This window comes from Nostoc sp. DedVER02, from assembly GCF_034530675.2.
Classification (GTDB): Bacteria; Cyanobacteriota; Cyanobacteriia; order Cyanobacteriales; family Nostocaceae; genus Nostoc.
The window spans coordinates 19,068-33,108 of record NZ_JAVRCP020000018.1; the positions used below are offsets into that span (position 1 = coordinate 19,068).

Genomic DNA, 14,041 nt, shown 5'->3' on the forward strand with positions numbered 1-14,041 from the left:
ATAATAATCCAAATTTTATGAGGAAGGTAAAAACCTCGCCCACAAGTGGCGCGACCTGTTCATCCCTTTCCCCTTTCCCCTTTAACCTTTTCCCCTTTTTTTATACCTCTTACCCAAACAGACAGTTAATTTTGATATTTTGTTTCTTATGAGTAATGTATCCCGCTTATCTTTAGGTTCTAACTCTCCACCTGCAAACTCTCCTTTACGGTTACTTGTATTAAGTAATGGTCATGGGGAAGATGGGATTGCAGTTCGGATTTTGCAAGAACTTCAACAACAATCAAACCCACCAGAGATATTTGCTTTACCTCTAGTGGGTGAAGGACGTGCTTACCAACAATTAGATATCCCCCTCATTGGTTCAGTCCGCACTATGCCTTCTGGCGGCTTTATTTATATGGATGGCCGCCAATTGGCGCGGGATGTACGCGGTGGCTTATTGCAACTTACCCTCAGCCAGATTAAAGCTGTCCGCCGCTGGGTGAGTTCTCAAAAAAAATTAGGTAATAGAAGAGCAATTTTAGCTGTGGGAGATATTGTTCCCCTGTTATTTGCAACTTTTAGTGGTGCTAATTATGCTTTTGTAGGTACGGCGAAATCTGAATATCATGTGCGCGATGAAGCTGGATTATTACCACGAAAATCTAAAGATGCACGTTGGGAAAACTTTTCCGGTTCAGTTTACCATCCTTGGGAACGTTGGTTAATGAGTCGTCGTCGTTGTAAGGCGGTATTTCCTAGAGATGCGCTGACGACGGAAACCTTAAAACAATGGCCAATTCCCGCTTTTAATTTGGGTAATCCAATGATGGATGGTCTACAACCAACCTTTTCGCGCCAACAATTTTATGGTCGAAATATTCAACAACAAGAAACAGTTAGACCTTTGATAGTGACTCTTCTTCCTGGTTCCCGTATGCCAGAGGCATACAACAACTGGGAAACAATTATGATTGCGGTATCTGCGTTAATGGCAAGTTTTCAGGAGCGAGATTCAATATTTTATACTTCTGGCACAGTGGTGTTTTTAGGTGCGATCGCTTCTGGTTTAGACTCTAATATTTTATCCCAAAGTGTGCAATCTCAAGGCTGGCAAACGGAATCGGTATGTCCTATCAAAATTGCCGATCCAAATGTTTTGACATTTAAACAAAGAAATGCATATCTACTGCTGACTCAAAAAGCTTATAACGATTGCTTGCATTTAGGAGATTTTGCGATCGCAATGGCAGGTACAGCTACAGAACAGTTTATCGGTTTAGGGAAACCTGCGATCGCGATTCCCGGTAATGGGCCACAATATAATCTTGCTTTTGCTGAAGCTCAAAGTCGTCTTTTAGGCTCATCTTTAATTTTAATCGATCAGCCAGTAGAAGTAGCGAAGGTTGTACAGTCTTTATTCAAAGATCCTGATATTTTGCAGATTATTGCCGAAAACGGACTGCGACGCATGGGTAAACCAGGAGCCGCACTACGGATTGCAGAATGTTTGCAAGAACGATTTTGAAAAGATATTTGTCATTTTTTATTTGTCATTTGTCATTTGTCATTTGTCATTTGTTATTAATTCTTCTCTCTCACTCTCTTATTCCCACTTCCTCATCTCTACTCAGCACTCATCACTCATCACTCATCACTTAGCACTTATCATGCTACTAACCCAGAGCGTAAGGCCCTCACAGCAGCCTGGGTACGGTCATCAGCACATAATTTATTTAGAATATTACGAACATGAGTCTTTACAGTACCAACTGTAATGTACAATTTCTCGGCAATTTGACCATTACTACACCCAGCTACAATCAACTCTAAAATTTCTAATTCTCGTTGAGTTAGGGGGTATGTTTCTAAAACTTGCTCGTATTCTGATGCCAGCGCCTCAATCTTTACAGTTTTTGGTTTATCAGAACTTTGGTTATCTCCAGGAATACCTTGCCGCATCTTCCGCAATACCACGTTGGCAATTGCCGGATCAATCCAAGAGTTACCGCCGTGAGTTGCTTGGATAGCATCAGTTAATTTACTGATACTTGTTTCTTTCATGTAATAAGAATCAGCACCCGCCGCGAACGCTGCAAGTACCGCATCCTCTGTATGATCCATCGTTAAGATGAGAATCTTAGTTGCCGTTTGCCCAGTTTCAGCTTGTTGACGTTTGAATTTACGAGTGAGTTCAATACCATCCATGTCAGGCAAACCGATGTCTACAACAGCTACATCTGGCTTTGCCGTTTCCAAAAGTTTTAAACCTTGGGTAGCATTTGCTGCTTCACCAATTACTTTCAATGCGCTGTGAGCCTGTAATGCCGCTCTTAGCCCCATTCGTGTTAAGTCATGATCTTCAATTAAAATAATGCTAATTTCACTCATCGCTACACTCGCTTTTATGCTGTTTGCATCTTTCAAAATATTACCTTTTGTAAGCGCTTCTCTCTTATTTTCCCAAACTAAAGATAGATGATTTTTTAATCACTCTGCATCCACCGATAGAAATAAGAAATATCTGATTATTTCATATTTTAGATAGAGGACATATCTAGCTGAAGATATATGGATACTTGGATAAAAAGTATGAAATATTGAGACTAATGCAAAATTGCTGTCCCCTTGCTCAAAATTTAGCTTTGCAGTTGCTATGTAACATTAGTTAATTACTATTAACTTCTATAAAGCTTTGCAAAAAGCTTAGAAAAACAGACAATCTACAACAGGTCAAATTTATCTTTTGAGAGAATGAAGGATGGTTTTGAGGGGTTTTTAAGCAAATACCTTGAATTCATCAGGTTGATGAAACCGATGGGCATTCTTATGGGAGGGAATCAGACAGCTTTAAATTTGGTAGGGTTTCGGTGATTTTTCGAACACTGGGAGACTGCGATCGCTCCGAAAATTACTTAAACTCAAGGAGGTAGGATTATTTAAAAATAATACATAGGTATCAGCAGTATTTTCTGATTTACTTAGTCTAATCAATCTGAAGATTCAAACTGCTCAAGCTTATGGTACACAATAATGGCATACAACTCTCACCAATGACTGAGGACGGTCGCTTGCTCACTCATTTACAATTGTTTTAAGCTTAGTAAAGTATTTTATTTTACTTCAAATTAACTCGGTCTATTGTCTTCAAAGGAATAATTTTTGGTTTGGAAATGGCTAATTTATTGGAAGTCATTTGTTCTAAAGCTTTTAACTTTGTAGAGATGATAGCAACACTCAATAATTATTGGATATTGTATTGTGTGAAATATCTTAGTTAATCAAGTTACAGATTTTAGATGCACGAAAATATTATATTCTTTAATTGGATAACCTGAAAATAGAAATGATATATATCAACATCTGTTTGGCGGCAAAAATAAAAACCGATGGAAGAGACGCTGAAACTTTTGGTTGTAGACGATGATGAAGTAGACAGGATGGCAGTCCGTCGCGCCCTGACTGAAGCACGTATTAAAATGGAACTGTCTGAAGTGAGTGATAGCAATGACGCATTTTCAGCTTTAAAAACTACTGCTTATGACTGTGTTTTCTTTGACTATAGCTTACCACTCCCAGATGGACTAACCTTGATTCAACAATTACGTTCTTCAAGAACTAAAGTTCCTTTAGTAGTCTTAACGGATCAAGGGGATGAAGAAATTGCTGTGCAATTAATCAAAGCTGGTGCAACAGACTATCTTTCTAAATCTAGGATATCTCCAGAAAATTTGGCACAGGTTTTGCGAAGTGCAATTCGGGTTTATCGGGCAGAAATGCAGGCAGCTTTGGCCCAAGAAGAACTCATGCTTAAGATCCAGGAATTGGAGAGACAACAGCAGCATATTCAAATGCAAAACTTCAAGCTATCGGAGACATCGCAGCTAAAATCACATTTTTTAGCCACTATGTCTCACGAACTTAGAACGCCGATGAATGCGATTATTGGTTTTTCGCAAATACTTTTGCGTCCGAAGTTTGGTAAATTAACTCATCAGCAAGCGGATATGGTTGAGCGCATCTTGAATAATGGAAAACATTTACTGATGTTACTCAATGAAGTTCTGGACTTTTCTAAGCTGGAGGTAGGACGATTAGACTTAAAGACTGAAAAATTTGATCTATCAAAGATAATAAATCTTGCTGTAGGTGAAATGCGTTCCTTAGCCGATGCTAAAAATTTATCATTGTTAGTGCAAACCAATTTGCAAGATCCTTTAGTTTTTAACGATCCTATTAGGATCAAACAGATTTTACTTAATCTGCTCTCCAATGCGATTAAGTTTACAGAGTCTGGTGAGATTTGGGTTGAGGTTCAGGAACTACCTGCAAATCGAGTAGCAATTATTGTTAGGGATACAGGGATTGGGATAGCATCTAGAGATTTTAAACGTATTTTTGAAGCATTTAGACAACTCGATCAAACTATCACTCGCAAATATCCAGGTACCGGTCTAGGTTTGGCAATTGTAGATTCACTGGTGCGAATGATGGGTGGAAAAATTTTTCTTGAGAGCAAATTGGGCATTGGTTCAATGTTTAAAATTGAATTGCCGCGTCAAATCACTTTAACAAATGTAGCAGGCGAAGCTCCAATACCGTTAGATGAGGGCGGAATTTTTCACTCTGCTAAAAATCCCCAGCAATCATCTTCTCAAGCTAGGCAAGTACCAATAGGATATCCTAAATTTAAAATATAAATTAACTTCCTAAAACTAATAAAAGTTGATGAATTATGTCTGTAGTTGAAAATAATAAAATTTATCACATCCTCGCAGTTGACGATATTCGAGATAATCTAATTTTGGTTCAAACAATTTTAGAAAGTGAGGGATATAAAATTGATTTGGCTACAGATGGAATAAAAGCTTTACGTCAAGTTGAACAATCTCCACCCGATCTGATTTTGTTAGATGTGATGATGCCAGGGATGGATGGTTATGAAGTCACACGTCGGATTCGGCAGAATCCTGCAATCTCTTATATTCCAATTTTGTTGATTACTGCCTTTCATGAATCCAGCGTTGTCGAAGGTTTGGATGCTGGTGCTGACGATTTTATTCGCAAACCATTTGATACTGATGAGTTACTGGCAAGGGTGCGATCGCTATTACGTCTCAAGCACAGTTTAGACGAACAACAAAAAATGGCCCGTCAACGGGAAGACTTTGTTTCCCGTCTGACTCATGATTTGCGAACTCCCCTAGTAGCCGCCGATCGGATGTTGAGTTTGTTTGAGATGGAAACATTCTGCAAAATTTCGCCAGAAATGAAACAGGCGATCGCAGTTATGATTCGCAGTAACCAAAATTTGATGGACATGGTGAATACTCTCTTAGAAGTCTATCGGTTTGAAGCCGGTAAAAAAACGTTGAATTGGGAAGAATGCGATTTACGTGAGATATCTCAAGAAGTAGTCGGCGAACTAAGTCCTTTAACTAGTGAAAAAGGCTTAACTTTAACAATAGACACCAGTAAGTTAGATCCACGGAGTAAAAATGCTGCTGTGATTATGGGGGATCGCTTAGAACTACGGCGAGTAATAAACAATTTGATCGCAAATGCCATCAAATTTACAGATACAGGAGGCATAAAAATCCGCATTTTTGAAACATCACAAGATTCGGTAACAATTGAGGTAGAAGATACAGGATATGGTATTTCACCCGAAGATCAAGTAACAATTTTCGAGCGATTTCGCCAAGGCAAACATAAACGTTCCGGTAGTGGCTTAGGGCTACATTTATCTCATCGCATTGTAGAAGGGCACGCAGGAACTATCAATGTCGCCTCGGAAGTAGGTAAAGGTACTTTATTTACTGTGAAACTACCTAAGAACCTTTAAGCTTTTTCTTCATTAACTAATGTCAAACTAACCCATTCCCCTTTATCGTTATAGCTGCGAATCATCCTTTGGCGGAGGTTTGGCTGAATTAACCAACCCGCTTCTAAGAATAAAGGTTGACGTAACTGCACTTTGAGAGGAGAAGTTGCAGAAGCGCCATCAGGTAATAATAATACTTGTATTTGCTTTTCGGGATCTTGGTCAAAGAGAACAATGGAACCTTTGATAGTAGCAGTTGAGGTAATTGTACGTTCTCCAAAAGAGGTACTTTGAATTAATCGCCCAGCATCATCAAGTTGTATTTTCAAAGTTGTAGAGTAAATTTCAGGCGATCGCAAATCTCGATAGATTGTCATTGCTTCTCCTCGCCATTCTCCCAACAAATCATTTATCTGCAAAGGTGGACGTTCTGTTGCTGAGGTTCCAGCTAGATGTTCTCGAATCAGAGTTAGTCCATTGAGATGACCGTTTTTATCAAATAGTTGCACTAGACGTAAGCGGTGATTTTTATGAACAAAAGCGAGTTCTGCACCAAATTCGGAAAATGGCCCTAGCTGAATTAAACCTTCAGAAAAGGAACCATTTTCAAAAAATAGCAGACCTCCCCCCACAGACATAAATTCTCTGATTACATCATCCTTTTCCGAACGGCTGAGAGTTAGGCGTACTGTCTGGTTATTATTCAAACCTTCTAGGGAAAGACGGCTAGAAGTATCTTTCAGAAGCGTACCTTGGGGAGAAAAATTGGTAAATGAACCTTCCCAAACACCGAGATTTTGTAGAAAACATTCCCATTGTGATTTCATAAGATTTTGTCCTTTGTCATTTGTCATTGGTCATTGGTCATTTGTCATTGGGTATTAGTTACAAACTTGCAACAAATAAATTATCCAATCTTGTAGAGTACATAATATGACCAGCCCACAAGAAGTAGTTGACTATTTTTTTGTAAATCCCCTCTTAGACGATTGACAAATGACAAAGGACAAATGACAAATGACTAACTTTTAGCAAAACGCCGGACTGCAAATAAGCTTCCCATTAATCCTACAACTGCACCGAAACTCAGGAGAATTAAGGGTAATAGTAAAATTTGGGCTGGAGTGAGTTGCACGCCGTTGGTGATAACTTGGATAAATTCAGGTTGATTGGCTAGCAATTTACCGAGAAACTGTTGAATCACAGAAATGAAACTCCAAGCGATCGCACCACCAACTAAACCGAAAGCAATTCCTTGTAAAATAAATGGTAAGTAAATCCATGCAGAGGTTGCGCCTACCAGTTGCATAATTTCAATTTCTTGCCGTCGCGCCATGACAATCAGCCGAATTGTGGTTGTAGTCACTGCGATCGCTGTTAAGGTCAAAATAATCGTAATTGTTAAAGTAATCCATTTCAGCCCCCGGTGTAGCTGGGCAATGCGTTTAACTGCTTCATCGATATATTCCACCGTCTCAACTCCCCGCAATTTAGCCAGTTGCGTTGCTAAATTTGGTACAACTTGAGAATTACGCGCTTTCACCTTCATCTCATCAACCAAAGGATTCTCACCTAGCTGCTGGGTAGCGCCCTCAATATCAGAAATTTTCATTTCCTTAACTAACTTAGTCCAAGCTTGCTCTTTGGTAATGCTTTGTATCGCCGCAACCTCCGGCATTTTAGCGATCAGTGGCTCAATATTTTCGAACCGTGCATCCGGTTCGAGATAAACTGATACTTCTAGCTGACTACCGAACTGATAGAGGAGTTTTTCAACTTGCCAAGAAGTTTGCAAACTCAAACCAAATAAAAATAATAATACCGTAACAGTACTTACAGCCGCCCAATTCATCCAACCTCCCCGCAACAAACCCAGGAAAGTTTCTTTGAGCAAATAGTCAAGTTTCGTAAAAGACTTAAACATAATTCGTAATTCGTAATTATTGAAGAAGAAGTCAGAATTCAGAATTCAGAATTCAGAAGTCAGAATTCAGGAGTCAGAATCAATTGGATGGGGATTCAAACCCCAACCAATTGTAGACACCGTGCAGACGATAGCGTAGCGTTAGCGACGCAGGAGCGTCTGGGGTTTTAAACCCGTTTATTCAGACGCTCGAGTACTCGCTAACGCTGCGCTATCCACCAGTCGCACAGAATTCAATTCTGAATTCTGGCTCCTGACTCCTGAATTCTGTTTGATAATTCCCAATTCCCAATTCCCAATTCCCAACTTGATAGAATAAAAATAGTACGAATTTTCACCACTAGCCATTGAGACACATGCCCTCTGAAATTGCTGTAGAGAAAAAAAAGTTAAAAAATCCACCTTTGGAGCTTCATTATTTAGGCGATCGCGTGCTACGTCAAGCTGCAAAGCGGATTTCTAAAGTTGATGACGAACTTCGCCAAATGGTGCGTGAAATGCTGCAAACTATGTACAGCAAAGATGGCATTGGTTTGGCTGCCCCGCAAGTGGGAATTCATAAACAACTAATTGTCATCGACCTGGAACCAGATAATGCAGCTAATCCGCCTTTGGTGTTGATTAACCCCAGCATTAAACAAGTCAGCCGCGACATCTCTGTTGCCGAAGAAGGATGCTTGAGCATTCCCAACGTATATCTTGACGTAAAGCGTCCCGAAGTCGTGGAAATCGCTTATAAAGACGAGTATGGTCGTCCTCGGACATTAAAGGCCAATGACCTTTTAGGACGCTGCATTCAGCACGAGATGGATCACCTGAACGGTGTGGTATTTGTAGACCGTGTAGAAAATTCCTTGACTTTAGCCCAGGAGCTATCTAAGAATGGCTTCTCGTATCAAGCGGTGAAACCAATAGCATAGGGGGCTAGTAGTGTATTTAACTCCAAAAAGCGGTTTATTTCTGGGTGGTTCTTGTGTAAGTGCGATCGCAGCTGTCGGTTCGATTTTTGAACTCAGTTACGGACAACCAGACTTGGGTTTCCAAGTCACGGCAATTATCCTCGCATTGAGCATTCCACTCACAGCATTATTTTTTGTTGCCGCAGTGAAGGACGCAAGGGCTAACATGAAATAAGCATCAGGTACATAAAAAAGGTAAAAGGATGAATTAAAAAGGCAAAGTTCATTCTTTTACCTTTTATTTTTATAATGCTCCCTGCTCCCTGCCTCTTCAATCTGGATCTTCCACTGCCCCTAAAGCTTTCAGGGTTACTAACTGCGCTGTGGTTAACCCCGTCACCCCCGTGATATTCATTCCTTCGTAGGGTCTTGGCGATCGCAGTGTTTTTATGCACTCACCTGTCAAGACATCCCAAAGCTTAATTGTCTCGTCTTGGCTACCACAAATTAGGGTTTGACCATCGGGACTAAAGGCAACTGACCTGACCCAGTTGGCTCCCTGTAAGGTTTTGAGACATTTACCCATATAGACATCCCATAATTTTACTGTTTGGTCTTCACTGGCACTAGCTAAAGTCTGACCATCAGAACTGAAAGCAACTGACCACACCCGATTAGTATGTTCTTGTAAAGTTGTGAGACACTTACCCATTTGGACATCCCATAATTTCACCGTTTGGTCGTCACTGCCACTAGCTAAAATATGACCGTCGGGACTGAAAGTAACCGACCTGATCCGATTACCATGTCCCTGCAAAATTTTCAGACATTGTCCCGTTTGGATATCCCATAACCTGACTTTTTGATTTTCACTGCCACTAGCTAAAGTTTCACCATCAGGGCTAAAGGCAACCGATCTTACCCAACTGGTATGCCCTTCCAAGGTTTTGAGGCATTGTCCAGTTTGAACATCCCATAATTTCACCGTTTGGTCGTCACCGCCACTAGCTAAAATTTGACCATCAGGGCTGAATGCAACTGACCTAATGCGATTGGTATGTTCCTGCAACCTTTTAAGACATTTTCCGGTTTGGACATCCCATAATTTGACTGTTTGCTTTTCACTGCCACTAGCTAAAATTTGACCATTGGGACTGAAAGCAAGCGATCGCACCCAACTATTATGCCCCTGCAAAATTTTTAGGCACTTATTGTTACGGACATCCCATAATTTCACCGTTTGCTTTTCACTGCCGCTAGCTAAAGTTTGACCATCGGGACTGAAGGCAACTGACCGAATTCGATTGGTATGCCCCTGCAAAGTTTTGAGACATTTTCTCGTGTTGACATCCCATAACTTCACCGTTTGGTTTTCACAACCGCTAGCCAAAGTTTGACCATCGGGGCTGAAAGCAACTGACATGACCCGATTGCCATGTCCTCGCAACCTTTTGAGGCATTTTCCAGTTTGGACATCCCATAACTTTACTGTTTGGTCGTCACCACCGCTAGCCAAAATTTCACCATTAGGACTGAAGGCAACCGACCAAACCCGATTGGTATGTCCTAACAAAGTTTTGAGACATTTTCCTGTTTTGATATCCCATAACTTTACTGTTTGGTCGTCACTGCTACTCGCTAAAATATTACCATCAGGGCTGAAGGCAACTGACCTGACCCAATTGCTATGTCCTTGCAAGATTTTGAGGCATTCTCCGCTGCTAACATTCCATAACTTCACCGTTTGCTTTTCATTACCACTAGCTAAAGTTTGACCATCGGGACTGAAAGCAACCGATCTAACTCTATTGGTATTTCCCTGCAAAGTTTTGAAGCATTTTCCCGTGTGGAGATCCCATAATTTTACTGTTTGGTCTTCACTGCCACTAGCTAAAATATGACCATCGGGACTGAAGGCAACTGACCTAACCCAATTACTATGTCCCTGTAAGGTTGTGAGGCATTTACCGTCTTGAATATCCCATAACTTTACTGTTTGGTCATCACTGCCACTAGCTAAAGTCTGACCATCGGGACTAAAGGCAACTGATTTTACCGAACTGCTATGTCCAGTACAAGTAAAAAGTAGCTTTCCGTCTTCAACTTGCCATAAGTAAGTCTTACCATCAGCATCGCCCGTGGCTAAAAGTTTCCCATCTGGGCTAAATGCCACTGACGAAATACTAACTAATGTTTCTGCAAAAACGGACTTAGCTAAATCAGCTTTGGCAAAATTCACCCGATGCAAATTGACGCTTTGTAAATATGCTTGCCAAATAGTCAGATTAGAAAAGTCATAGCCGCTTAAATCAATTTGTAGTTGACAAAGCATATTTATCAGATTTCCACCCGCATATCCCGCAGCTTGTGGAGTCTCGTTTCGTAGGTAAAATAAAACTTTAGATAGATGCGTTTCCAGATTTTTAGGAAATCGATAAATCGTTGATAGCCTATCTATAACCTGCTTCAGAATAAGGGTAATTTGAGTGTTGCGAATATAATCTTTAGCCGTAGCTTCCATTAAAGCATGGCTCCTAAAGAGTCTAATCTCACTAGTAGTAATTTCCTGACAAACCTGTTCAATTAATCGGTCAGTCATGTATTCCATCACCACGGACTGGAGAGTGAAAAGTGCTGTTCTTTGTTCAATTAGCGATCGCCTACGTAGTGACTCTAGCGCCTCGATTACTTCCCTTTTGGGCAAAGGACGCACAATATCATCTAGCAATTCTTCCAAAGAAACTAACTCGCGTTTGATTGCTAGCCAATAAATTATTTCTTGTTCTATCTCTGACAATCGCTCAAATTGTTGGTCTAATAAATTTCGGGTGTCACCAAAAATTATCTCTCCTTCAGCAAGAAAGGCAGCGATATCACCACCAAATAACTCCCGAATCGGTTCAGAAACGAGTTTCAATGCCAAGGGATTACCCGAATATTTTTCAATCAACTTGGCCGATTCCTGCTGTGAACCAAATAACCCTTTATCTTGGAGAATTTCTTGTGCTTCTTCTCCCAAGCCAAGTAAAGATAACGTTCTGACTGGTGATGCTTTCCCCTCCAAAGGAGCAAATTCTTTTGGTTTTTCTCTGGAAGTCAACACCAAGCAGCTTTGATGGATTTCTTCCCCTATGCGTTGGAGTAGTTGACCATAATCTTGATATTCTTCTTGATATTCTCCGGCGCGATCGCCTTCTTGTAAAATTGTCTCTGCATTATCTAATACCAAAAGACAACGATGCTCTCGTAAATAATTAATCAGCAGCGTTACTCTACCATCCACTGTTTCTGGTAACTCCGTTTCTCTCTCATCAGATAAAAAACGGATCAGGTTTGCCACCATCTCTGAGGCGGGTGGCGCATTGCGGAGACTTCGCCAAATCAGATATTCAAAATTATCCTGAACTTCTTTCGCTAATTTTACAGATAAGGCGGTTTTACCAATTCCACCCATACCCAATATTGCCACCAGTTGGCAGTTATCCTCAATTAGCCACTGGGTTAGCTGAGATAATTCTGCTACACGTCCATAAAAAACGCAGATACCAGGTGCTTGTCCCCAATCTTGGCGGTTTTCGGCGATGGGTTTATCATTCAGCGAAGATGCTTGATATTCAGATTCAATAACTTGTTGTAACTTAGTGAGTTTACCTGGGCCGCTACCAGTAACATTAAATTTTTTGTAAACTTCGCTTAATCTTTTGCGTACAGCCTCGGCACTAATAGCCAATTCTTTAGCGATCGCATTTGGCGATTGTCCCCGAACAGCATATAAAAATACCTCTACCTCGCTGGTAGACAAGCAGTGTTTTTGGGCTAAAGCTAAAAGAACTTTTTCAGAAATGACACTCATACTCACACTTATACACATTACAGAACAATGTTAACTCACTAGGTGAGATAACACGAACGCCAAAAGTGAGCATTTATCTAAGACTTCAGCCCCGTTTATTGCACCTAGTTCAGGACTTACGCAATAACTCTTTGAAACTCTTATTCCTTTGTGTCCTTTGCGGTTTGTTTTATTATGATTTTGCGTAAGCCCTATAGTTAAATAATTTTCTCTATAGTTTACCTTGACCTAAGTAACTAAGTTACTTTATAGTGAGTTCAGGAGCATAGGAGAGTAACTTAGTAAGGTTGCGGACAAAAAAAGAAACTTAGTGAGTCTTGACTTACGCAATAACTTTTTGAAACTTTGATTCCGACGCTTGTCTACGAGAGGCTTGTCTGCGACATGCTGCGCGGACACCTAGATGAATGGGAACGCCTTCAGCGAATATGTCCTCTGTTATATTTCATAATTTTGCGTAAGTCCTGTGAGTAATAAGTAAAGGCTGAAAGCGTCGATTCTGAAAAAGGCAAACATCAAAATTGTCTGCAAGAATTGCGAGGGTTCAATGCGCGTAGTGCGCTTTATGTGAGATTACGGGCATTGAACGCCTGATTTTAATATCAATAATTGCCCCGGCAATTGATTAAGGAGCTTAATTTTTCATTATCTGTAAATATCAAGACCACCTTCGTTGACATTCCAACTCTAACTCTTGAGTAGGACTGTTGTTTAGCTTGACTTGGTGGGAGTAACACTGTGGGTATTAGCTGTTTCCTTAGTGTGGTCGGGGAAGCAAGCGCTACCTGCTACCTAGATTCAACTTTCAAAACAGGAAAAAAAATATGAAACCCAGTCTTAAAGACAACGATAATTTTCTGTTCAGATGGTTTTGCAGAGGACTCAAGTATTTTCTGCTAGCGCTGCTAGGCGTTGCAATCGCCTTTGTAGTGTCTCAAACGTTTCGGGCTGACATCATAGTTGGGATACTTTTATCCCAATTTCTTTGGATATGGGTTGCAAGGATAGCAATTTCTTTAGTCTGTCTATTTGCGATCGCCATGATTATTGAGTCTTGGAGTTAATAGAACAGGGTTTGCTGTCTAAAGCTCATGCTCAAACTTCATAAATAGCCTTTGACTAAGTTTCACTCAGCCAAAGGCTTCTTCTTAACTTTCCATTTGGAGATTATATCATGACAAACAATAGCAACGGCTCTGGAGTAGAAACACTGTCGCCGCTTTTAGTTATTTTAGTAGCAGGGTCAATCTCTTTGGCGATCGTTAACAAAGCTAATCACCCAGCATATTTTGACATCGTTAAAATAGCTATGGCTTACAGTTTTGGCTCCATCAAGTCTCAAGGAAAAACGAGACATTCAAATCACCAAGATGAGGCGGATGATGACGAGTTGAAATAACAGCTAGGGCGAAGGTTATTCGCGGCTACACAAACATAGACGCTTTGCGGCTTCCCGCAGGGTAGTTCACCTCCTCGGACTAGGGAAAACTAAATGTTTGAACATAATGGAGGTGGGTAAAGTCTCGTGTAGACGCGGTTTCCAACTGCCCTTTTTACCT

At 40.6% G+C, this 14,041-nt stretch carries 11 protein-coding genes; 7 read left to right on the forward strand and 4 right to left on the reverse strand.

Annotation, left to right across the window (positions count from 1 at the left end):
* Positions 1-148 precede the first annotated feature (148 nt).
* Positions 149-1,510: a lipid-A-disaccharide synthase-related protein gene (locus RMZ41_RS18670; RefSeq protein ID WP_322643407.1), complete on the forward strand. Its 1,362-nt coding sequence runs from the start codon at positions 149-151 to the stop codon at positions 1,508-1,510.
* Positions 1,511-1,650: 140 nt separating this feature from the next.
* Here RMZ41_RS18670 and RMZ41_RS18675 read toward each other — a convergent pair whose 3' ends face one another.
* Complete coding sequence (locus tag RMZ41_RS18675; protein ID WP_322643406.1) at positions 1,651-2,373, reverse strand: response regulator transcription factor; 723 nt, start codon at positions 2,371-2,373, stop codon at positions 1,651-1,653.
* A 998-nt stretch (positions 2,374-3,371) separates the two neighbouring features.
* On the opposite strand from RMZ41_RS18675, the gene RMZ41_RS18680 reads away from it, so the two are divergent.
* Together RMZ41_RS18680 and RMZ41_RS18685 are read left to right on the forward strand one after the other, a co-directional pair.
* The gene (locus RMZ41_RS18680; RefSeq protein WP_322643405.1) at positions 3,372-4,682 is read left to right on the forward strand and encodes a hybrid sensor histidine kinase/response regulator; all 1,311 of its coding nucleotides are present in this window, start codon (positions 3,372-3,374) and stop codon (positions 4,680-4,682) included.
* Between the two features lie 35 nt (positions 4,683-4,717).
* Positions 4,718-5,827 (forward strand): hybrid sensor histidine kinase/response regulator, encoded by a 1,110-nt coding sequence (locus RMZ41_RS18685; RefSeq protein WP_322643404.1) that lies wholly within the window; start codon positions 4,718-4,720, stop codon positions 5,825-5,827.
* Here RMZ41_RS18685 and RMZ41_RS18690 read toward each other — a convergent pair.
* On the reverse strand, positions 5,824-6,633 hold the full coding sequence (locus RMZ41_RS18690; protein ID WP_322643424.1) for a DUF3598 family protein: 810 nt from the start codon (positions 6,631-6,633) through the stop codon (positions 5,824-5,826). The genes RMZ41_RS18685 and RMZ41_RS18690 overlap by 4 nt on opposite strands.
* 194 nt (positions 6,634-6,827) lie before the next feature.
* Positions 6,828-7,730 carry an ABC transporter permease gene (locus RMZ41_RS18695; RefSeq protein ID WP_322643403.1) on the reverse strand — a complete coding sequence of 301 codons (903 nt, stop codon included), beginning with the start codon at positions 7,728-7,730 and terminating at the stop codon, positions 6,828-6,830.
* Positions 7,731-8,086: 356 nt separating this feature from the next.
* Between RMZ41_RS18695 and def the strand changes: the two genes are divergently transcribed.
* Together def and RMZ41_RS18705 are read left to right on the forward strand one after the other, a co-directional pair.
* The gene (gene def / locus RMZ41_RS18700) at positions 8,087-8,650 is read left to right on the forward strand and encodes a peptide deformylase (protein ID WP_322643402.1); all 564 of its coding nucleotides are present in this window, start codon (positions 8,087-8,089) and stop codon (positions 8,648-8,650) included.
* A 10-nt stretch (positions 8,651-8,660) separates the two neighbouring features.
* A complete protein-coding gene (locus RMZ41_RS18705) occupies positions 8,661-8,864 on the forward strand; it encodes a hypothetical protein (RefSeq protein ID WP_322643401.1) in 204 nt (67 codons plus the stop codon).
* A 96-nt stretch (positions 8,865-8,960) separates the two neighbouring features.
* On the opposite strand, the gene RMZ41_RS18710 is transcribed toward RMZ41_RS18705, so the two are convergent.
* Positions 8,961-12,482 (reverse strand): NB-ARC domain-containing protein, encoded by a 3,522-nt coding sequence (locus RMZ41_RS18710; RefSeq protein ID WP_322643400.1) that lies wholly within the window; start codon positions 12,480-12,482, stop codon positions 8,961-8,963.
* 824 nt (positions 12,483-13,306) lie between these two features.
* Between RMZ41_RS18710 and RMZ41_RS18715 the strand changes: the two genes are divergently transcribed.
* The gene (locus RMZ41_RS18715; protein ID WP_322643399.1) at positions 13,307-13,546 is read left to right on the forward strand and encodes a hypothetical protein; all 240 of its coding nucleotides are present in this window, start codon (positions 13,307-13,309) and stop codon (positions 13,544-13,546) included.
* 110 nt (positions 13,547-13,656) lie between these two features.
* A complete protein-coding gene (locus RMZ41_RS18720) occupies positions 13,657-13,881 on the forward strand; it encodes a hypothetical protein (RefSeq protein WP_322643398.1) in 225 nt (74 codons plus the stop codon).
* The last annotated feature ends 160 nt before the right edge of the window (positions 13,882-14,041 follow it).